Annotated in this window: 18 protein-coding genes; 12 read left to right on the top strand and 6 right to left on the bottom strand. The window is 63.9% G+C overall.

Annotated elements, in window-relative coordinates; all coding sequences use genetic code 11:
* Window positions 1-66: 66 nt before the first annotated feature.
* Genes FVP60_RS08230 through FVP60_RS08215 form a run of 4 tightly spaced genes read left to right on the top strand, consistent with a single transcriptional unit; the run spans window position 67 to window position 2,335 of the window.
* The gene (locus FVP60_RS08230) at window positions 67-519 is read left to right on the top strand and encodes a thioredoxin family protein (RefSeq protein ID WP_246132528.1); all 453 of its coding nucleotides are present in this window, start codon (window positions 67-69) and stop codon (window positions 517-519) included.
* Entirely contained in the window at window positions 497-958 is a 462-nt protein-coding gene (locus FVP60_RS08225) for a DUF4395 domain-containing protein (protein WP_147825780.1), read from the top strand. The genes FVP60_RS08230 and FVP60_RS08225 overlap by 23 nt, the downstream gene beginning before the upstream one ends.
* 56 nt (window positions 959-1,014) lie before the next feature.
* Window positions 1,015-1,440, top strand: coding sequence for an OsmC family peroxiredoxin (locus FVP60_RS08220; protein WP_147825779.1), 426 nt, complete (start codon window positions 1,015-1,017; stop codon window positions 1,438-1,440).
* Entirely contained in the window at window positions 1,433-2,335 is a 903-nt protein-coding gene (locus tag FVP60_RS08215; protein WP_147825778.1) for a DUF1731 domain-containing protein, read from the top strand. Before FVP60_RS08220 ends, FVP60_RS08215 begins: the two co-directional genes overlap by 8 nt.
* A gap of 66 nt (window positions 2,336-2,401) precedes the next feature.
* Here the strand turns inward: FVP60_RS08215 and FVP60_RS08210 are convergent, their stop codons facing one another.
* The 5 genes from FVP60_RS08210 to FVP60_RS08190 all read right to left on the bottom strand — a co-directional run bounded on the left by FVP60_RS08210 (window position 2,402) and on the right by FVP60_RS08190 (window position 7,756).
* Entirely contained in the window at window positions 2,402-2,848 is a 447-nt protein-coding gene (locus FVP60_RS08210) for a tetratricopeptide repeat protein (RefSeq protein ID WP_187240612.1), read from the bottom strand.
* Window positions 2,845-3,597 carry a 4-hydroxy-tetrahydrodipicolinate reductase gene (dapB, locus tag FVP60_RS08205; protein ID WP_147825777.1) on the bottom strand — a complete coding sequence of 251 codons (753 nt, stop codon included), beginning with the start codon at window positions 3,595-3,597 and terminating at the stop codon, window positions 2,845-2,847. Before dapB ends, FVP60_RS08210 begins: the two co-directional genes overlap by 4 nt.
* Window positions 3,598-3,630: 33 nt before the next feature.
* Complete coding sequence (locus FVP60_RS08200) at window positions 3,631-4,233, bottom strand: histidine phosphatase family protein (RefSeq protein WP_147825776.1); 603 nt, start codon at window positions 4,231-4,233, stop codon at window positions 3,631-3,633.
* 61 nt (window positions 4,234-4,294) lie between these two features.
* Window positions 4,295-5,311: an aldo/keto reductase gene (locus FVP60_RS08195; protein WP_147825775.1), complete on the bottom strand. Its 1,017-nt coding sequence runs from the start codon at window positions 5,309-5,311 to the stop codon at window positions 4,295-4,297.
* A 180-nt stretch (window positions 5,312-5,491) separates the two neighbouring features.
* A complete protein-coding gene (locus tag FVP60_RS08190) occupies window positions 5,492-7,756 on the bottom strand; it encodes a polyribonucleotide nucleotidyltransferase (RefSeq protein ID WP_147825774.1) in 2,265 nt (754 codons plus the stop codon).
* Window positions 7,757-8,347: 591 nt separating this feature from the next.
* Between FVP60_RS08190 and FVP60_RS08185 the strand changes: the two genes are divergently transcribed.
* Window positions 8,348-10,546, top strand: coding sequence for an arylsulfatase (locus tag FVP60_RS08185; protein WP_222705910.1), 2,199 nt, complete (start codon window positions 8,348-8,350; stop codon window positions 10,544-10,546).
* 131 nt (window positions 10,547-10,677) lie between these two features.
* On the top strand, window positions 10,678-10,842 hold the full coding sequence (locus FVP60_RS13020) for a DUF5302 domain-containing protein (RefSeq protein ID WP_187240611.1): 165 nt from the start codon (window positions 10,678-10,680) through the stop codon (window positions 10,840-10,842).
* A 52-nt stretch (window positions 10,843-10,894) separates the two neighbouring features.
* On the opposite strand, the gene FVP60_RS08180 is transcribed toward FVP60_RS13020, so the two are convergent.
* Window positions 10,895-12,388 carry a carboxylesterase/lipase family protein gene (locus tag FVP60_RS08180; protein WP_147825773.1) on the bottom strand — a complete coding sequence of 498 codons (1,494 nt, stop codon included), beginning with the start codon at window positions 12,386-12,388 and terminating at the stop codon, window positions 10,895-10,897.
* A 264-nt stretch (window positions 12,389-12,652) separates the two neighbouring features.
* Here FVP60_RS08180 and FVP60_RS08175 point away from each other — a divergent pair, with 264 nt between their 5' ends.
* The 6 genes from FVP60_RS08175 to FVP60_RS08150 all read left to right on the top strand — a co-directional run bounded on the left by FVP60_RS08175 (window position 12,653) and on the right by FVP60_RS08150 (window position 19,537).
* Entirely contained in the window at window positions 12,653-13,744 is a 1,092-nt protein-coding gene (locus FVP60_RS08175) for a LacI family DNA-binding transcriptional regulator (RefSeq protein WP_246132527.1), read from the top strand.
* Window positions 13,741-14,700 carry a carbohydrate ABC transporter permease gene (locus FVP60_RS08170; RefSeq protein ID WP_147825772.1) on the top strand — a complete coding sequence of 320 codons (960 nt, stop codon included), beginning with the start codon at window positions 13,741-13,743 and terminating at the stop codon, window positions 14,698-14,700. The genes FVP60_RS08175 and FVP60_RS08170 overlap by 4 nt, the downstream gene beginning before the upstream one ends.
* 1 nt (window position 14,701) lies before the next feature.
* Window positions 14,702-15,526, top strand: coding sequence for a carbohydrate ABC transporter permease (locus FVP60_RS08165; protein WP_147825771.1), 825 nt, complete (start codon window positions 14,702-14,704; stop codon window positions 15,524-15,526).
* Window positions 15,527-15,600: 74 nt separating this feature from the next.
* Window positions 15,601-16,902: an ABC transporter substrate-binding protein gene (locus FVP60_RS08160; protein ID WP_147825770.1), complete on the top strand. Its 1,302-nt coding sequence runs from the start codon at window positions 15,601-15,603 to the stop codon at window positions 16,900-16,902.
* Between the two features lie 122 nt (window positions 16,903-17,024).
* Window positions 17,025-18,182, top strand: coding sequence for an ADP-ribosylglycohydrolase family protein (locus FVP60_RS08155; RefSeq protein WP_147825769.1), 1,158 nt, complete (start codon window positions 17,025-17,027; stop codon window positions 18,180-18,182).
* Window positions 18,179-19,537 carry an ADP-ribosylglycohydrolase family protein gene (locus FVP60_RS08150; RefSeq protein ID WP_147825768.1) on the top strand — a complete coding sequence of 453 codons (1,359 nt, stop codon included), beginning with the start codon at window positions 18,179-18,181 and terminating at the stop codon, window positions 19,535-19,537. Before FVP60_RS08155 ends, FVP60_RS08150 begins: the two co-directional genes overlap by 4 nt.
* Window positions 19,538-19,550 lie beyond the last annotated feature (13 nt).

Raw genomic sequence — 19,550 nt, 5'->3', positions numbered from 1 at the left:
TAGGCGGTCATGAAAGATTTCGACACAAAACGCCGGCGCGTCAGCGCGAGACGTACGATTCGAGACGTGGAAATTACGCCCGCACTTGCCACGCTCGCCGCCATCATCGCGGTGGTCGCGGGCATCGGCGTGCTCCTGCGCTCGCGCGATGGTCGGGTCAGAGTTCTCTCCGACAACGCCGCTCGAGTCGACGCCGTCGATCTTGCGGTTGAACGGTTTGCCCCCGCCGGAACGCTGGTGCAATTCTCCACCGACATGTGCGCTCGCTGCCCCGGCGTTCGCCGCCTGCTCGGCGAACTTGCCGCAGAGAGCAATGGCGTTGAGCACGTCGATGTCGACCTCACGAATCGAGCAGACCTTGCCGCGCGCTACGGCATCTTGCAAACACCCACCACCCTGATCGTCAATGAGCGCGGCGTCGTCACCGCACGCATTGTCGGAGTTCCCACGCCCGATGCGGTTCGCCTGCACCTCGCGGCGCTCCGAAAGGACCACGATGTCTCAACCTCACGGCATTGATCCACGCGGCCCCCGCTTTGCGGCGACCATCACGGCAACCCTGCTCGCCGTCACGATCCTTCTCGCGTTGACGGCGCCCGCGGGCGTCATTCTCACTCCCGCGTTTTTCGCGCTGCTCATCGTTACCGCGCTGTTCGCGTGGGGTGTGGCCTCCCCCGAGACCGCTCCGTGGGGCGTTCTATACCGGCGCGTGGTCGCGCCACGTCTGGCGCCGCCGACAGAACGGGAAGATCCGCGTCCGCCGCGTTTCGCGCAGGGTGTCGGGCTCGTTGTTGCGGGCGCTGGCGTACTCCTTCACCTCATCGGGGTTCCGCACGCCATCCTGATCGCCGCCGTCATCGCTTTCGCCGCGGCGTTTCTCAATGCTGCGTTCAACTTCTGCCTCGGATGCCAGATGTATCTGCTGCTGCAACGGATCCGGTCGCGCGCGACAGCCTAGCCACGCGCGCGCAAACCTCGTTAGGCTCGATGCACAGGCCAACGACAGGAGGACCCATGGCGGTAACGAGCGAAGCAACAACAGTATGGGAAGGCTCGCTGACCGAAGGTAGCGGCACGGTGGCGCTCGACACGTCACACGTCGGCACCTTCAACGTGAACTGGAAGGCGCGCTCGGAGGGTTCTGACTCGACGACAACGCCCGAAGAGCTCATTGCGGCGGCTCACGCGTCGTGCTTCAGCATGGCACTCTCGCACGCTCTGACGCAGAACGGCACTCCCCCGGAGCGTCTGCAGACGACGGCATCGGTCACGTTTCAGCCCGGTGTCGGAATCTCCGGCAGCCACCTCAACCTGAACGCCTCGGTTCCGGGTCTTTCAGAAGAGGACTTCCAGCGCATCGCCGCTGAAGCCAAGGCCGGTTGCCCGGTTTCGGCAGCACTGGCCGGCATCGACATCACCCTCGAGGCAACGCTTGCCTAACGAGTTTGTCGTCATCGGGGGCGCGTCTGGCTTTATCGGACGCGCCCTCGCTGCGTCGTTCGAGAATGACGGCATTCGGGTCGTGCGCCTGGTGCGGCGCGACGCTACCTCGCCTGACGAGGTTCGGTGGATGGACGGTCGCGACCTTGACCCCACTGTTCTTGCCGGCGCGAGCGCGGTGTTCTGTCTCAACGGTTCGTCCGTCGGATCGCTGCCGTGGACGAAGAAGAAGCGCGCCGAGTTTCGACACTCTCGCGTGGTTCCGCGCCACCTGATCGCTCGAGCACTCGCGACACTCGGGCCCGACGCGCCCCACTTCGTGCATGCCTCCGCCGCAGGCATCTACGGTTTTGACGCCGGTCGCGTCGACGAGAGCTCCCCGATCGGATCAGGCTTCACGGCGGCACTGGCCGAGGTCACCGAGGTTTCGACCAGGCTGACAACCACGCCGACAACGCATGCCCGCATCGGTGTGGTGTTGCACCCCGACAGCGTGTTGCGCCCGCTGATTCCGTTGACGCTCGCGGGCGTTGCTGGTCGCCTCGGCACCGGAACCCAGAGTTGGCCGTGGGTCGCCTACGAAGATGCCGTCGCCGGCTTGCGCTTTGCTGCAGAACGCCGTCTCGCCGGCCCCGTCAACATCACGGGTCCGACACGGGCCACCGCGACCGACATCACGTTCGCGGTCGCGCGCGAACTCAACAAGCCCTACCTGGTTCCGGTTCCGGCGTTCGCGTTGCGCGCCGTGCTCGGCCGCGAGGCTGCCAACAACCTGTTGCTCATCGACACCGAGGTGAGGCCGCAGCGCCTGCTCGATGCGGGCTACGCGTTCCGCTACCCAACGGCAGAAGAAGCCATTCACGATTCGCTCGCCGGGCTCCGCCTCGACGCCTAGAACTTTCGCGGCTACGGAACCGCGCTTCGGCTGCGGAACCACGAGCTACGGAACCACGAGGTGCGGCTACGCGGTCGCGTGCTTTTCGAGAGAGATCGCCTTGCGAATTGCCTGTCGTGCGCGCGGACGGTCACCCGCGGCGTCATACACCAGGCCGAGGCGGTACCACGAGCGCCAATCGGTCGGGTTGGCCTCAACGTCGGCGCGATACTGCGGAAAGAGCTCGTCGCCAGCATCTTTGCGGGGGCGCCCGCTCGGATACACCGCAACCTCTTCATGCGGCAGCGCATCCTCGGCCTCAAGCACGCGGCCAAGCCGGTCGGAGTGACGGCCAAACTGCACCTCACGCCACAGCGCCCACGCGCCGATGAGCGGGAGCACCAAAAGAGCGATGCCCATCGTGACCGCGATCGGGTCTCCGGTCGAGAGCATGATGACGCCGCGCTGAGCCACAAAAACGATGTAGAGCGCAAGAACCACCGCCATCACGATGGCGCCGATGCGGTTGGTCACTGGTCGCCTCCGGCCGGGGCGCCGATTCCGATGTCGACAAAGTTCTCGAGACCCACGACGATGCCGGTGACATCGAGTGCGGAGCGCACCGCGATGGCAATGCCGGGCGCGTAGGCTGCGGCTGAATCGATGGTGTCGTGCGTAATCGTCAGCGACTCCCCCGGGCCCGACAAGATCACGTCTTGCCTGGCGATGACTCCCGGCCTGCGCAGGGAATGCACGGGCACAGATGCCACCTGCTGGCCGCGAGCACGCTGATCAACGTGCGGCGCGGCCACCGGAACCTCGCGCGCGGCAGCAATCAACTCTGCGGTGCGCACCGCGGTTCCGCTGGGCGAATCAATCTTGGTGTCGCGATGCGCCTCGACGATCTCCACGGAGTCAAACAGGCGTCCGGCCGCGGCAGCAAGTGCGGTCGCCACGATCGAGCCCAACGAAAAGTTGGGAATGAACACCACCCCGATGCCGGCTTCGGCCACCGCGGGGCGCAGCGCGCTGATCCGATCCGCCGACCACCCCGACGTTGCTACCAGCACGTTAACCCGTGCGGCAATCGCCTCAGCGACGACCTCAGCGCTGACAACCGGGTGCGTTGCGTCAACAACCAGGTCGACCTCGGAGAGGGACGCAAAGGTATCTCGCGAGCCGAGAGCGTGCGTCACCTCGATACCGTCGAGCCCATCGATAACGCGATGAATGATGGTTCCGAGCTTGCCGGAAGCGCCAACGAGGGCAACACGGGTGGTCATGGTTCCATCCTAAATCGCTCGCCGTCTGACGGCTCAGACGAGGGTATTCTCCGGCAAGCCGGTACGGTCTTCGAACGGCAAGTGCGCGAGATCGTTGTGCGTGATGAGCGTCCACGGACGGCTCTGCTTCTGCGCCAGAATCGTGAGGCCAGCGTTGGCCTGGTTCAGCGTCATCCAGCGCCAGGCCGGGGCGCCGAGCACCTCGGTCACAAAGCGCGCGATGACGAAGTTGTGGGTGATGAGCAACTCGTGCACGTCTCCCGACTTGCGACCCAAGAATTCGGCGACCGCGTCAGACATCTGAGCCTTGCCAGCCTCGATCTCCTCGTCGGTGACGGAACCAAAGAAGGGTTCGAACACGGCGGGGGTATCGTCTTCCATCCCGGTAGGGATGCAGTCGAAGAGCAGGGCGTGTGGCTGCGGCTCAATCGCCGGTAGGCGCTGCGCGACGATGCGCGCGGTCTCGCTGGCGCGCTCTAACGGGGAGTGCCACACCGCGTCCAGCGGCACGCCGGAAAGTCGGTCGGCGATGGCCTCTGCCTGCCGCACACCGCGTGGAGAAAGCGGTCCGTCGGGAAGCCCGTGCTCGGCATCTTGTTGCTCGCCGTGCCGGACCAGGTAGATGTAGTGCGTCACGAAATCACTCGTCTCTTTGCCGGAACACCTCCACCCTACCCGGCACCGCCGACAGGTGAGGTCAGCTCAGCGCGCGGGTGAGTTCTGCCAGGTTCGCGCGCCCCAAAGACACGCCAACACCCTGCATGAGCTCGTCGACGTGGGCCTCGGCGTACACGTTGACAATTGGCGCTGTGATCAGGCGCTGAGCGCGCAGCCACGCGATCGCGATAGCGGCATCTGGCACGCCGAGCTCGGCCGCGATGGCATCGAGCGCCCGAAGGAGCCGGGTTCCGCGGCGGTTCAGATTGGTGCGCAGCTGGTCACCGCGCACACCCCGTTGCAACCGCGCACGAGATCGGTGAGCGCCAGACAGGAAGCCGTGTTCGAGTGGATGAGACGGCGTCACCGCCAGGCCCTGAGCGCCGGCCACAAGTCGCAGGTTCGAATCAAATTCGTCGCGGCGCACCATGTTGTATGGCACGTCGATCACCGTGATGCGCGGGTAGCCTGCGGATGCCAGAATTCGCGACTGCACGAGGCGTTCGGCGCTGAAACCGTGCGCTCCGATAGCGCGGACCTTGCCCGTCTCCACCAACCATTCGGCCGTAGCGAGAGTGTCTTCAGTGAGCGCGCGCGTGTCGGTGCCATCGAGGTACAGCACGTCGATATGCGTGGTTCCGAGCCGCTGCAATGATGCTTCGACGGCGCGCACCAGATTCGTGGAACCAAGGCCCGGGTTGTCGGGGTGGCCACCAACGCGCGTGGCGAGAACGATATCGTCGCGCACGGCGCGCGATGCCATCCACTTGCCGATGATGAGTTCGCTGCGGCCGGCTGCAAAACTGTCAGCGGTGTGCACCATGTTGCCGCCGAGATCGAAGAAGCGATCCAGAATGCCGTAGGAGTGCTGCTGATCGACCTTCCAGCCGAACTCGCCGCCGCCCAGGATGACGGGGAAAATCGAGAAGCCCGTCTCGCCAAGGGCGACACGAACATGGCTGCCAATCGGTCGGCCCTGAACGGGAATGGGAGCCGATGGATGCGTCTCCGGGGCGACCACGACCGAGGGATGAGCGATTGCTTCCCCGCTGGTCATGATTCACCTGCCTCCGACATTCGCGCCATACCCCCTGTATGTTGCGTTCTGCCTCTTACGAGAGTACGGTGCGCACTCTGTGAAATTCGCGTGTGACGCGAACTTTTCCGAAACAGCGCATAACGTTCCGGTTACAACACAAAGAGCCCATCCCCGCGGGGATGGGCTCTTTGCTAGCGATTAGTCTTCGGCCGGAGCCTCAGGTGCTGCTTCGCCTTCTTCGACGACCGGCTCCAGCGACAGCTTGCCGCGGTCATCGATCTTCGTGATGCGAACCAGCAGCTTCTGGCCAACCGAGACAACGTCTTCGACGTTTTCGACGCGCTTGCCACCGGCGAGCTTACGAACCTCGCTGATGTGCAGCAGGCCGTCCTTGCCGGGCAGAAGCGAGATGAATGCGCCAAAGGTTGCGATCTTGACGACCGTACCCAGGAACTGCTCGCCAACCTCGGGGTTGGTCGGGTTTGCGATCGCGTTGACCTGAGCGCGGGCAGCCTCGGCCGACGGGCCATCGGTTGCGCCGATGTAGACGGTTCCGTCTTCTTCGATCGAGATCTGAGCGCCAGTCTCATCCTGGATCGAGTTGATCGTCTTGCCCTTCGGGCCGATCAGCTCGCCGATCTTGTCGACGGGGATCTGCACCGAGATCACGCGCGGTGCGGTCGGTGCCATCTCATCGGGCTCGTCAATTGCCGCGTTGAGCACGTCAAGAATCGTGTTGCGCGCGTCGTGTGCCTGCTGCAGAGCAGCGGTCAGCACCGACGAGGGGATGCCATCAAGCTTCGTGTCGAGCTGGATCGCCGTGATGAACTCACGAGTACCGGCAACCTTGAAGTCCATGTCGCCCAGGGCATCTTCAGCACCGAGAATGTCGGTCAGCGCGGCGTAGCGCGTCTCACCGTTAACCTCGTCAGACACCAGACCCATGGCGATACCCGCAACAGCGGCGCGCAGCGGCACACCAGCGTTCAGCAGCGACAGCGTCGAGGCGCAGACCGAACCCATCGAGGTCGAACCGTTCGAGCCGAGAGCCTCAGACACCTGACGGATCGCGTACGGGAACTCCTCGCGGCTGGGCAGCACCGGAACCAGTGCGCGCTCAGCGAGGAAGCCGTGGCCGATCTCGCGGCGCTTCGGGCTACCAACACGGCCGGTCTCACCGGTCGAGTAGGGCGGGAAGTTGTAGTGGTGCATGTAGCGCTTGCTCGTGGTCGGCGACAGCGAGTCAATCTGCTGTTCCATCTTGAGCATGTTCAGCGTGGTGACGCCCAGAATCTGGGTCTCGCCGCGCTGGAAGATCGCCGAGCCGTGAACGCGCGGGATGACCTGCACCTCTGCGTCGAGCGGACGGATGTCTGCCAGGCCGCGACCGTCAATGCGAACACCCTCAGAGAGGATGCGGCCGCGAACGATCTTCTTGGTGACCGACTTGTAAGCAGCCGAGAACTCGAGCGTTGCCACTGCGGGCAGCTCGCCTGCTTCTACCTTGGCGATGAGCTCAGCCTTGACGCGGTCCTTGACCGCGTCATCGGCGTTCTGACGCTCCTGCTTGTCGGCGATCTGGTACACGTCGACGAGCTCGGCGAAAGCCTTCTCGTTGACGAATGCGTAGGTCTGCTCGCTGTACGGCAGGAAGACGGGGTAGACACCCGGCTCCTTCGCGGAGTGCGAAGCCATTTCGGCCTGCGCCTCGACGAGCTGCTTCAGGAACGGCTTTGCGGCCTCAAGACCAGCAGCGACGATTTCTTCGCTCGGCTTGGTGGCGCCGCCCTTGATGAGCTCCCAGCTGTGCTCGGTTGCCTCAGCTTCAACCATCATGATGGCGACATCTTCGGTTCCGTCGTTGTTCGTGACAACGCGACCGGCAACCATCAGGTCAAAGACGGCCTGGCCGACCTGCTCATGGTTGGGGAACGCGACCCACTGGTCTTCGTGCGCACCCATGCCCGGGATCAATGCCAGGCGAACGCCGGCAATCGGACCCGAGAACGGCAGACCAGAAATCTGGGTCGATGCGGAAGCTGCGTTGATCGCGAGTGCGTCGTAGTACTCGCCAGGGGCGATCGACAGCACGGTGACGACAATCTGAACCTCGTTGCGCAGGCCGTCAACGAACGACGGGCGCAGCGGGCGGTCGATGAGGCGGCACACCAGGATGGCCTCGGTCGAGGGACGGCCTTCACGACGGAAGAACGAACCGGGGATCTTGCCTGCTGCGTACGAGCGCTCTTCAACGTCGACGGTCAGCGGGAAGAAGTCAAAGCCCTCACGCGGGCTCTTCGATGCGCTTGTTGCCGACAGCAACATGGTTTCGTCATCGAGGTAGGCGGCTACGGCACCCTGCGCCTGCTGAGCGAGGCGACCGGTTTCGAAGCGGATGGTGCGCTTGCCGAAGCGTCCGTTATCGAGAACGGCTTCAGCAGCGGTGATTTCAGGACCTTCCAAGAGGTCTCTCCTTCTTTGTTTTGACTCGCGCCTCCGTGTGAGAAGCGAGTTTCGTGAAGGAGCGGAACGTTCAGATTTGAGCGTGCATCATTGATGCGAACCGCTAACGCTGGCCACCAGTAGAAGATCACTCGGCCCAGTTGACGAGGAACCCACCACAGGGGACCAGCTTTCTGCCCAGTCCGCTCCGCTGATATTGAGTTGTCAGCCCGCCTGTGGCGAGCCTCACTGATGCTATCAGTCACACCTGACAATCGGCGGATTCTTGGCCGACCAGGCAGAAAACGCGGCGGCAACCGATCGCCGTGTCTTGCTCGCCTCCGTATGAGCGAGCGCGGAGCTCCGTGCCCGCACCCACCGGCCTGTCGAGTCGGTACTCGCGGTGCTAGCTTGGCAATGGGACGCACAGCGACCTCCGTGGGGCGGAGAGACCGCGCGCGCAATTGGAAGGGAATCATCGTCATGGACATGGATCGACAAGTTCTCCCGAATCAAACGCCGTAAGGGCGCAGCGCCACCCCGGTGGACATCCGGGATGTCGGTGATGTGCCGTTCCCGGCCCAGGTGCGAGCACCAGAAGGCGCGCCCAACGTGCTCGTCATCATGATCGACGACATGGGTTTTGGCGCGCCATCGTCGTTCGGTGGGCCCTGCCAGATGCCGACGTCTGAACGGCTCGCCGCGGGTGGCGTGAAGTTCAGCCGTTTCCACACTACGGCGCTGTGCTCGCCAACGCGTGCTGCCCTGCTGACCGGGCGCAATCACCATTCGGTCGGCATGGGCACCCTCACCGATCTGTCATCGGGTCATCCGGGATACAACACGGTGCGCCCAGATTCGGCCGCCAACGTCGCCGAAGTGCTTCGACTCAACGGATATAACACGGCGGCGTTTGGCAAGTGGCACCAGACTCCGACGTGGGAGCTCGGCGCTACCGGCCCGTTTGATCGTTGGCCAACCGGAGAAGGTTTCGAGCGGTTCTACGGATTTCTCGGCGGCGAGGCTGACCAGTGGAATCCCTCGCTGGTTGATGGCACCACGCCCATCGAACCGCCGGACACCGAGAACTACCACCTGTCTGAGGACTTGGCCGATCGCACGATCGCGTTTGTTCGCGCGCAAACCGGCTTGGCGCCAGACAAGCCGTGGTTCGCATATCTCGCCTTCGGCGCGACTCACGCGCCGCACCATGCCCCCGCCGAGTACATCGAGCGTTACCGCGGGCAGTTCGACGACGGCTGGGATGCGCAGCGCGAGCGCACGCTGGCAGCGCAGAAGCAGCTGGGCGTCGTACCGGCGGACTGCGAGCTCAGTCCCCGACCAGACGCCATTCCGGCGTGGGATGACGTGACTGACGATGAGCGTCGCCTCTACGCCCGGATGATGGAGGCGTATGCCGCGGCCGCAACGCACACCGACGATCAGGTCGGCCGCATTGTGGACGAGCTCGAAAAACTCGGCCGTCTCGATGACACGTTGATCGTGTACATTCTGGGCGACAACGGTGCCAGCGTTGAGGGCGGCGCCGAAGGAACCTTGAATGAATTTGCGCAGTACAACAGCGTGCCCGAAACAGTGGCGTTCATGCTCGAGCGAATCGATCAGATCGGCGGCCCCGAGCTGTTCAACCACTACACCTCGGGGTGGGCCCACGCAATGGACACCCCCTACCAGTGGACCAAGCAGGTTGCCTCGCACTGGGGAGGCACGCGCAACGGCATGGTGGCGCACTGGCCCAATGGCTTCGCCGCTCGCGGTGAGGTGCGTGAGCAATTCACCCACGTGACATCCGTGGTTCCGACCATCCTTGAGGCCGCCGGATTGCCGTTGCCCGAAATCGTGAACGGTGTCGCCCAGATGGCCTACCCCAACCCGGCATTCGGATACGCTTTCGACAGCGCAGAGGCCCCCGAACAGCACACCACGCAGTACTTCGAAACGGTTGGCAATCGGGGTATTTATCATGAAGGCTGGTCGGCGTGCGCCATTCACTCCGTGCCATGGGATCTCACCGGACAACTCCCCCGCTTTGAGGAGGACGAGTGGGAGCTCTACGCGCCTGGCGACCATTCGCAGGCACACAATGTGGCTGCGGAACACCCGGAACAGCTGGCCAGGATGAAGGAGCTGTTTCTGACCGAAGCCGCGCGCTTCAACGTTCTGCCGCTCGATGACCGCAAGACCGTCAAGCTCAATTCCGCGCTCGTTGGGCGCCCGGACCCGATGGCGGGCCGCACTCGCATGCGGCTATACCCCGGGGCGCGACACATCGCCGAGAACAGTGTCCTCGACGTCAAGAACCGCACTCACAGTGTGACCGCGACGGTCACAATCGGCGAAGAGCCGGCAGAGGGCGCGATCATCGCTCAGGGCGGTCGCTTCGGTGGATGGACCCTGTACTTCGACGAGGGCCGCCTCGCCTACGCCCATAACTGGGTCGATCACGAGCGATACTACGTGCGCTCTGAACAGGTCATCGCGGCTGGCGAGCATGAGGTGCAAATGGTGTTCGATTACGATGGCGGCGGCGTCGGCAAGGGCGGAACCGCGACGCTGTTTGTCGACGGTGAGCAGGTGGCGTCGGGTCGTATCGACAATACGTGCGGGTACCTGTTCGGCACGAGCGAAGTGATGGACGTCGGACGCGATAGCGGAGCACCGGTGATCGACGGCTATCGCACACCGCATGGCATTTGCACGGCCATGATCGACTCGGTTGTGATCGACGTGGACCCACAGGTGGACCGGGATGACGCGGGAATGGTGCGCACGTTGCTCCAACGTCAGTGACCGTCAGCGCGGGGCAGGCGTGACTTCTGGTTCCGCCTCTCTCGTCTGCCGCGCGCGGCGGATGCCATCTATTGGCGCAAAGACACCGGTTCGCACTGGCCACACCATGGTCCCGCCGGTATGCTGACCGCATGTCTGACACCAACGAAGATATGAAGGCGAAGTTCCGCGAGGCACTTGCCAAGAAGAACGCGCAGGCACGCAGCGGAGAAGCGCACGAAGACGCGCGCGGCGCGGTCACCGGAACGCACGATGTTACCAGCCACAAGCGTGAGTTCCGCCGCAAGAGCGGGTAACCAAGAGTCCGACGGGGCGGTGATCCAACGGGATCGCCGCCCCTTTCACGTTTTAGCGAGCAGCTTGAGGGAGCAGGGCAAGCTCCTGCGAGCGCCGGTTGTACGCAACACGACCGCCGTCGGCGGTGTAGACCTGCGTGGGCCGTTCACGAGACCAGCGCTGCCAGCCGGGGTCACCGGTCTTGACAAAAGCGACCCAGGCGGCGTGCATTTCGTCGGCAAGTTGCTGCGGTGCACCCTGCCCCGCTAGCGCCTGCGAATCTGCGGACGCCAGGCGATCAAAGACGAATCCAAGCTCCATCACGTGAGCCGCCCCCAGTTTGTCGACGGGGCTTCGCCAATCAAATTCGTAGACGTAGGTCGCCGCATCGGCGTCAACGCGACTGTCGGCAAATTCAGCGACCGCGCGGCCCAGTAGCAGGTCGGCAGATATCGACCCCAATATCTCCCCCGGCGCCGCGCCCGGCCGATTCTCTCGATAGGTCTTGACCGTGCGCCTGCTGACCCTGGTGACCATGCGAGCCAGCGTCACGGTGAGCCACGAGATGCGATCAAGCTTGCCGGAGGGCACCAACCACAGCCGATACTCCTCGCTGGTCGACCCGATGAGCACGGGGATACTCCGGCCAGCACCGGCTCGAAACGCCGCCATCGGATCACGCGGAACCGCATCGCCGCCGGCAACGAGCGCGAACGTCGGACCGCCGCCCAGGGGCGAACCGGTCGCGATGGCCGCTGTCTGAGCGGTGACGAGATCGGCCGGGCTGTTCGCCGCAAATGCCTGCTTCGTCGCGTCAACCCCGAGTTGCTTCGCCGTCGCTGCTGTCATGCGCCGGCTCTTTTCTGCGGCAATCGCGCTCAGCGGCCCGCTCTGCAGGATCACCCGATCGAAGTAGGCGTCTGCGTCGGGGTGGGCGAGGATCGCGGCAAGCGCATTTGCACCCGCGGAATGCCCCATCGCCGTGATGTTGCTCGGATCACCACCGAACGCAGCGATCTCACGCCGCACCCATGCGAACGCGGCCATCTGATCAAGAAGGCCGAGGTTTTGCGGCACGCCATCGAGTACCGAGAACCCCTCGGATCCCAGTCGATAGTTGAGCGAAACATAGACGATGCCGTGCTTCGCAAACGCGGCACCGTCGTACGCTGGCAGTGCCGAGGTTCCGCGGCTGAACGCACCGCCGTGCACAAACACCATTACCGGCAGCCGTCCGCCTGGACTCTGCTCGGCGGGCACCCAGACGTTCAGCGTGAGAATGTCGTCGCCGGCAATCGCTACCGTCGGCAAGTACTTTTCCAGCCCGCCAACGTAGGCGGTCTGCGGCGCGGTCGGCCCGAACTGTGTGGCGTCGCGCTCGCCTTCCCATGCCTGCGGTGGGTGAGGTGCGGCAAAGCGTCGCTCGCCGAACGGCGGCGCCGCATACGGAATTCCGAGAAATCGGTCGATGGTTCCGTCTCGCTGCCCGCGCACCGTGCCGCTCGAAACCGTGACGATCGGGTCGCCTTCGTGTCGCTCGCCGTGCGCGCGCGTATCTGAATTCATGCCACTCCCCGCCAGGCGGCCGGGTCTGCGGGCCGCGTCAACGGTCTCAGACTCCTGCACCGTGAGACTGCGTGTCAAGCATGCAGCACGGCATTCCCGCCTCACGTCGGTGCGCCCGTGCGACGGCGAATTTTCGCTAATCGCTGGCATCCGCGAACGGACAGTGATACCTTGCTCAGACGGAAACGTTTCCACCAACGAGTCTCGTCAAATTTGGAAACGTTTCCAAAACCACCTGATCAATGATGACCGAGGAGCTTCGCCGTGGATGACAAGCCGATGAAAGTCACCCTTGTCGAGGTTGCTGAACGTGCCGGTGTCTCCCTCGGATCTGCTTCTCGCGCGATGAACGATCAGGGCGCCAGCGAAGCCATGGTGGAACGCGTGCGAACGGCTGCGGTTGAACTCGGCTACCGACCCGACGCGAGCGGTCGGTCACTGCGGATGAAGCAGACCAAACAGATCGCGTTCGCCGTCGCCGACATCGGTAACCCGGTCTACGTCGAGATGCTGTCCGCCATTCACGAGACAGTGTCTCCCGCTGGGTACCGCGTCGTGGTCATGCAAACCGGACAGACCGCCCATAGCACGGCCGAACTCGTGCGCACCATGAGCGCGGGCATCATCGACGCCATGATCTTGTCGCCGCTTCGTCTTGACGACGAACTCCTCGCCGCTTTGACCAGCGCACCCATGCCCATCGTCGTGATTGGTCGCCCGCTGCCCGAGCACGGCATTGATTCCGTCTCCACTGACTCCGCGGTCGCGATCGGTATGGCCGTTGACCACCTGATCGACATCGGGCGCACCCACATCGGCTTCATTAACGGCCCCCTCGACACCACGCCGGGCGCCGCTCGTCAGCGCGGCTTCGTCAGCGCCGCACAACAGCGTCTCGCCAGCGAGGCAAGCCCCATCGAGATCGCCGATGACTTCACCGTCGCCGCGGGTCTGATCGCGGCCAACACCCTGCTCACCCGCGCGCAAGAATCTGGCACGCCCATCAATGCGATCGTCGCGGCCAATGACCTTCTCGCGATCGGCGTGATCCGCGCCGCCAAGAACCTGGGGCTGCGCGTTCCGGAAGACCTTGCCGTTACCGGTGTTGACAACACCGAAATCGGCGGGCTTTTCCAGCCCAGCATCACGAGCGTCTCGCTGGGATCGACAGAACGCGCCCACGTCGCAGCCCAGATCGTGCTCGAGCGCATCGCCCCCGATGCCGGTCACGGCGGCGAAGTACGTCAAGCGCACATCGGCCCCACGCTCGTGGCACGCGAGTCCACCGGCGCCGCTGACCCCATGCTCACCTCCTTGAACACGACCCCACGACAATCGGATGGAACTCCACAATGACGCAGAGTTTGCCGGCAACACTCGAGGTGGTAGCGCACCCTCCGGGCCAAAAGAAGCGCAGAAAACGAATCACCGGCATTGAACGTAGCCGTCGGCGCGAGGCCATTCTCCTCGTCATGCCATCACTGCTACCGATCATCGTGCTGAGCATCGCACCGCTCGTCATGGGCATTGCGCTCGCCTTTACCGATGCGCGCTTGGTGCGCAATCCGGAGTACAACTTCGTCGGAATGGACAACTTCGTCCGCCTCCTCGACAACGGCTTCTTCTGGGACTCGTTCCGCATTGGCATGGTGTGGGCGGTATCCGTTACGGTGCTGCAGCTCGCCGCCTCCATGGGTCTCGCGCTGCTGCTGAACTCCAACATGAAGATGCAGGGGCTCACGCGCTTGCTCGCCCTCATCCCGTGGGCGATGCCGCCCGTGGTGGTCGCCATCATGTGGCGCATGATCTACTCCCCCAACGCCGGGCCGCTGAATGCCTTTCTGGGGGCCGTCGGATTGCCAGATGACATCAACTGGTTGGGCGATTTCTCACTCGCGCTCCCCGCCGTCATCGTGGTCGGCGTCTGGGTCGGCATGCCGCAAACCACTGTCACCCTCCTTGCCGGTCTGCAGCAGGTTCCATCAGAGCTCTACGAAGCAGCTGCCGTTGACGGCGCCGGAGCGTGGCGCCGGTTTACCACCGTCACCCTGCCGTCGCTTCGCCCCATCATCGTCTCGATCACCTCGTTGAACTTCATCTGGAACTTCAATTCGTTCTCACTCATCTACGTGTTGACCGAAGGTGGCCCCGGTGGCAAGACCATGCTGCCGATGCTGTTCACCTACATCGAGGCCTTCAAGAACCGAAACATCGGATACGCGGCTGCCATGGGTGTTGTGCTCGTGATCGTCGTCGTGCTGCTGCTCGCTCTCTTCCTGCGCGCCCAGTTCCGTGAAGACAAGGAGAAGTAAGGTGCGCATCTCTCGCGTCGGTCAATACATCGCCCTGGTGGCGTATATCTTCTTCCTCGGCTTTCCGCTGATTTGGCTCATCTCTGCCTCGTTCAAGTCTTCGGCCGAACTGAACTCGCTCAACGTCTCCCTCATCCCCAACGAGTGGCATGTGCAGAACTACTCGGATGCGCTGGCAAAGCAGGGGCTGATCTCCTCGTCGATTAACAGCGCGATCGTGGCACTTGCCTCCACCGCTCTCGTGGTCATCATCGCGTTGCCCGCCTCCTATGTGCTGGCACGCCTGAAGGGCAAGATCCGTATCGCGGGCGTGGGCTGGATCATGGTCAGCCAGGTGTTCCCCGTCATCCTGATCATCCTGCCGCTGTTCTTGATTCTGCGAACGATCGGCATCAATGACAGCCTCCTCGGGCTCACCCTGGTTCACACCACCTACACCCTGCCGTTCGCGCTGTGGATGCTGCAGGGTTACGTCGCGGCCATTCCCGTTGAGCTTGAGGAGGCAGCGGCCATGGACGGCGCGAGTCGCTTCCAGGCATTGCGCCGCGTCGTCTTTCCTCTTCTCGCGCCCGGCGTCGTCGCCACCGCGATGTTCGCCTTCGTGTCGAGTTGGAACGAGTTCTTCTTCGCGTTGGTGCTGCTGCAATCGCCAGAAAACTACACCCTGCCGATCACCCTGAAGATGTTCATCGGCGGTGAAGGCAAGGTGGCCCTCGGGCCACTCGCCGCCGGCGCCGTGCTCGCCTCGATTCCCAGCATTGTGTTCTTCGCAATCATGCAACGAAAGCTCGTCGGCGGACTCATGTCCGGCGCCGTCAAGGGGTAGCGCCCACCTCCGTCCAAAACCCTCCGTTCCGGTCAACGCAGATGTTCCGCAACACATATTCGAAAGGAAGACCCATGAAATCTCGTGGTGTATCCATCGCCGCTGGTCTCTCGCTCACAGCGCTCGTCCTTGCCGGTTGCTCGTCACCCAGCTCAGACACTGACAACGGCAACGGCGACAACGCCTCAGGCGAACCCATCGCCCTCACGTTCCAGTCGCTGTCTGACCAGCCGGCAGCCATCGCCGCCACCGAAGCAATCGTCGCGGAGTGGAACGAAGCCAACCCGGACGTGCAGGTGGAGATTGTTCCTGCCGGCTGGGATGGCATCTACGACAAGCTGATCACGCAGTTCAACGGTGGCGCAGCGCCCGACATCATCCACTACGAAGCCGCAAGCATCGTTCCATTCGCCCGCGACGGCTACCTCGCCGACTTGAGCGAGTACATGTCGGAGGAGCGCAAGAAAGACATTCCCGAGGGCATCCTCGACTCGGTGACCGTTGACGACCAGGTCGTGGCCTACCCGACCGAGCTGCAGTCCTACATGGTCTTTGCCAACAAGACCCTGCTCGAAGCGGCGGGTGTGGAGATTCCCACCGGCGACACCATGACGTGGGATGATCTGCAGGAAATGGCGAAGGCGACAACGACCGCCGACGTCTACGGCCTCGGTTGGGGCCTGAAGAGCCCAACGGCCGCGTTTATGGCCATGGCACCGCAGTTCGGCGGAACCTATTTTGAAGGCTCCGGATCGGACGCAACGCTCACGATCGGTGAGGGCGAGATGGCACTGCCTGACCTCGTCGACACGATGGCTCACACGGACAAGTCGATGCTGCCTGTCGGACTCACCCAGTCGGGCGGCGAGGTCTTGGCTTCGTTCTACGCGGGTCAGGTTGCAATGACGGTGCAGGGTTCGTACCAGGCCGCCAACATCGCAAAGGACGCGCCAGAAGGATTCGACTGGATCGTGTTGCCGCCACTCGAGGGCCCGGAGGGTGCAGACCAGGCCGCCAACCCGCAGACGCTGTCGGTCAACATCGACTCGGAGCACATCGAAGAGGCAGCAGCGTTTATCGAGTTCTTCACCGAGGCAGACAACCTCGCCGCGCTGAACAAGGCTGACGCACTGATTCCGGCGACCACGTCTGGCCAGGAAGCACTGGCTGCCGAAATGGCTGGCGAAAACGGATGGGATCAGATTCTGCAGTCCGGTCAGTACATGACCAGCGCCCCCTACCTGTTCGTTGACGCCTACGCGCAGTGGAAGGACACGGTCGCAACGCCCGCGTATCAGAAGTACATTGCCGGTGAAAACAACTCCGAGCAGACGGCCGCTGAGCTGCTGAGCGGCTGGGATTCGATCACCAAGTAATCCTTTGGGGGCGAAGCGCATCGCCGCTTCGCCCCCAAAACACTCGGCGCAAAGCGCAACACGACGTATCACCGCGCACGAACACGCAAAGCAGTGCAAGCGCAACACGACAGGAGTAGAACGTGAGCTGGCTTGAGGACCGATCGATCGCCGTCATCACCGGAGCAGCCGTGGGCGACGCCCTGGGCGGCGCCGTCGAGGGATGGACTCCGCAGCAGATCGAAGAACGTCATGGCGGCCGGGTCACCGGCATCGTTGAGCCGTGGTTTGAAAACTGGCAAGACGCGCGCCCCATCGCGCCGTACCACAAGGGTGACGGGCACATCACCGACGACACTCTGATGACCCGCGCCCTCGTCGAGGTGTATGCCAAGCGACGAACGCACCTGGACGCCTACTCCGTTGCCGAAGACCTGGTTCCGCTCATGATCGGCGAACCACGGTGGATTCCCGAGCTCGAATCGACCGCCCTCCTGCTGCAACGCGTGTTTCTCGCCGAGAAGTGGATCGTCGGGCGCCTGCACTACGGCCACGTCGACCCCCGCGAGGCTGGCGTTGGCAACATCATCAACTGCGGCGCCGCGATGTACATCGCCCCCGTAGGCCTCGCTAACGCCGGCGACCCGGCTGCCGCATATGCGGAGGCCATTGACATCACCGGAGCGCACCAGGCCAGCTACGGTCGAGAAGCCGCCGGCGTGTTTGCCGCGATGGTCGCCGCGGCCGTTGCCCCCGGCGCGACGCTCGCCGATGTGACAGACGCCGCCCTCACGCTTTCGCACGACGGAACCCGCGCCGCGATGCGCGCCGTTTTCGAGGCGATCCACGATGTTCCGACGCCACAAAACGATGAAGACGAGCGCGCCCTTGCCGCGCACATTCGTGACGTTGTTGCCCCGTTTGATTCGGTTGGGCCCGAATACCGTCAGATGTCGATGGATGCCAGGCGGCCCTCGCGTACTAAGGCGATCGAGGAGCTTCCGGTCGCTTTCGCCTTCATCTTGGCGCACCGCGGCGACTTTCGTGGTTCCGTCCTCGCCTCCGTCAACTACGGTCGCGACGCCGACTCGATCGCCGTCATGGCGGCGGCCCTGTGCGCAGGGCTCGGCGGCACCGAAGTTGTGCCCGCGGAATGGATTGACGAGATTGAGGCCGCGAGCAAGATGGATATTCGCGAGACCGGTCGTCTCATGGCCGATGCCGCCCGCGACATTCTCACCGCCGACCAGGAGCGCGCCGCCGCACGTAGCGCGCGCCTCGGCGATTGGGCCTCACTGTGAGGCTCACCTGGGCCCAGCCCGAAGACCTTCTCCCTCACGAACTGGTGCAAGCCCGCGTCGAGGGCAAGAGTGTCGACGCGGTCGCTGAGCGCTGGCAGCAAGCGGGCGGAACCATGACGCCCGAGGTCAGCGGAGCGGGCACCGACCCAGCGATGGCAGCATTGCGCCCGCTGGCGCGGCAACTGCTTGACGAACTGGACGAGCAACCAGCCGCGATCGACGCCGCCGAACCAGAGACGTGGAACGACATCGTCGCCACACTGACTCCGGCGGCAGTGCGCCCCGTTCCCACCGACCTGCGCGACCGGGTGCACGGCGCATGGGCCGGGCGTGCGGCGGGGTGCCTGTTGGGTAAGCCGGTCGAGAAGATCCCGCGCCAGGGCATTGAAGAAATTCTCCGCGCCACGGACCGATGGCCGCTGAATGATTGGTTCACCGCACAGGGGTTGCCTGCTGAGGTTAACGAGCGATGGCCATGGAACAAGCGTTCAGCGCCGACATCGCTGGCGGAAAACATCGATGGCATGCCAGAGGACGATGATCTCAACTATCCGCTGCTGGCGCTGACGTTGCTGGAAGCCAAGGGTCGAGAATTCACGACCGAGGACGTCGCGCAACTCTGGCTCGATGCGCTCCCCGCCGGCCGGTCGTTCACGGCCGAGCGTGCCGCATATCGCAATATTCTCGACGCGCGGCCCGTGCCTCAAACGGCGACGCACCACAACCCGTTCCGGGAATGGATCGGTGCGCTCATCCGCACCGACGTGTTCGGCTGGGTGAGCCCAGGCGACGTACTGACCGCCGCGCACCTGGCCTACGAAGACGCCAGACTTAGCCACACCCGAAACGGTGTGTACGGCGCCATGTGGGCGGCGGCTCTCGGCGCGGCGGCGCTGACCGCCGGTACCGTCGCCGAGGCGCTGGATGACGCCGGAACCATCGTGCCGCCGCAGAGTCGCCTTGCTGAGGCTATTGCCTTCGGTCGCGCACTCGGCGCCGACGGCGACATCAGCGAAGACGGTGTGCGCGGGGCACTCGATGCCCTGCACGCGAAGTATGGCGAGCTGCACTGGGTGCACACCCTCAACAATGCGGCCGTCATTGCTTATGCCCTTCAGGTGGGCCGCGGTGACTTCGCGGCGAGTATTTCGATCGCCGTCACCGCGGGCTGGGACACCGATTCTGCAGGTGCGACCGTTGGCGCCGTCGTGGGAGCCGTCCGCGGATTCGAGGGCATCGAATCACGGTGGACGAGCCCGCTGCGCAACACGATCGCCACGTCCCTCCCCGGCGGAGACCAACAGATTTCGCGCCTGGTTGAGCGCACCCTGGCACTTATCTCTCCTGCGCACTAGCGAAGCAACAGAA

It is taken from the genome of Microbacterium mitrae, assembly GCF_008017445.1.
In the GTDB taxonomy this organism is placed as follows: Bacteria; Actinomycetota; Actinomycetes; order Actinomycetales; family Microbacteriaceae; genus Microbacterium; species Microbacterium mitrae.
Note: the sequence above shows the minus strand (reverse complement) of the source record. Positions and strands in the feature narration are given on the sequence as shown.

Coding starts and splice junctions, on each gene's coding strand:
- FVP60_RS08225 (WP_147825780.1), top strand. CDS start 497: ATGTCTCAACCTCACGGCATTGATCCACGCGGCCCCCGCTTTGCGGCG.
- FVP60_RS08220 (WP_147825779.1), top strand. CDS start 1,015: ATGGCGGTAACGAGCGAAGCAACAACAGTATGGGAAGGCTCGCTGACC.
- dapB (WP_147825777.1), bottom strand. CDS start 3,597: ATGACCACCCGTGTTGCCCTCGTTGGCGCTTCCGGCAAGCTCGGAACC.
- FVP60_RS08195 (WP_147825775.1), bottom strand. CDS start 5,311: ATGACCAGCGGGGAAGCAATCGCTCATCCCTCGGTCGTGGTCGCCCCG.
- FVP60_RS13020 (WP_187240611.1), top strand. CDS start 10,678: ATGTCTGACACCAACGAAGATATGAAGGCGAAGTTCCGCGAGGCACTT.
- FVP60_RS08180 (WP_147825773.1), bottom strand. CDS start 12,388: ATGAATTCAGATACGCGCGCGCACGGCGAGCGACACGAAGGCGACCCG.
- FVP60_RS08170 (WP_147825772.1), top strand. CDS start 13,741: ATGACGCAGAGTTTGCCGGCAACACTCGAGGTGGTAGCGCACCCTCCG.
- FVP60_RS08160 (WP_147825770.1), top strand. CDS start 15,601: ATGAAATCTCGTGGTGTATCCATCGCCGCTGGTCTCTCGCTCACAGCG.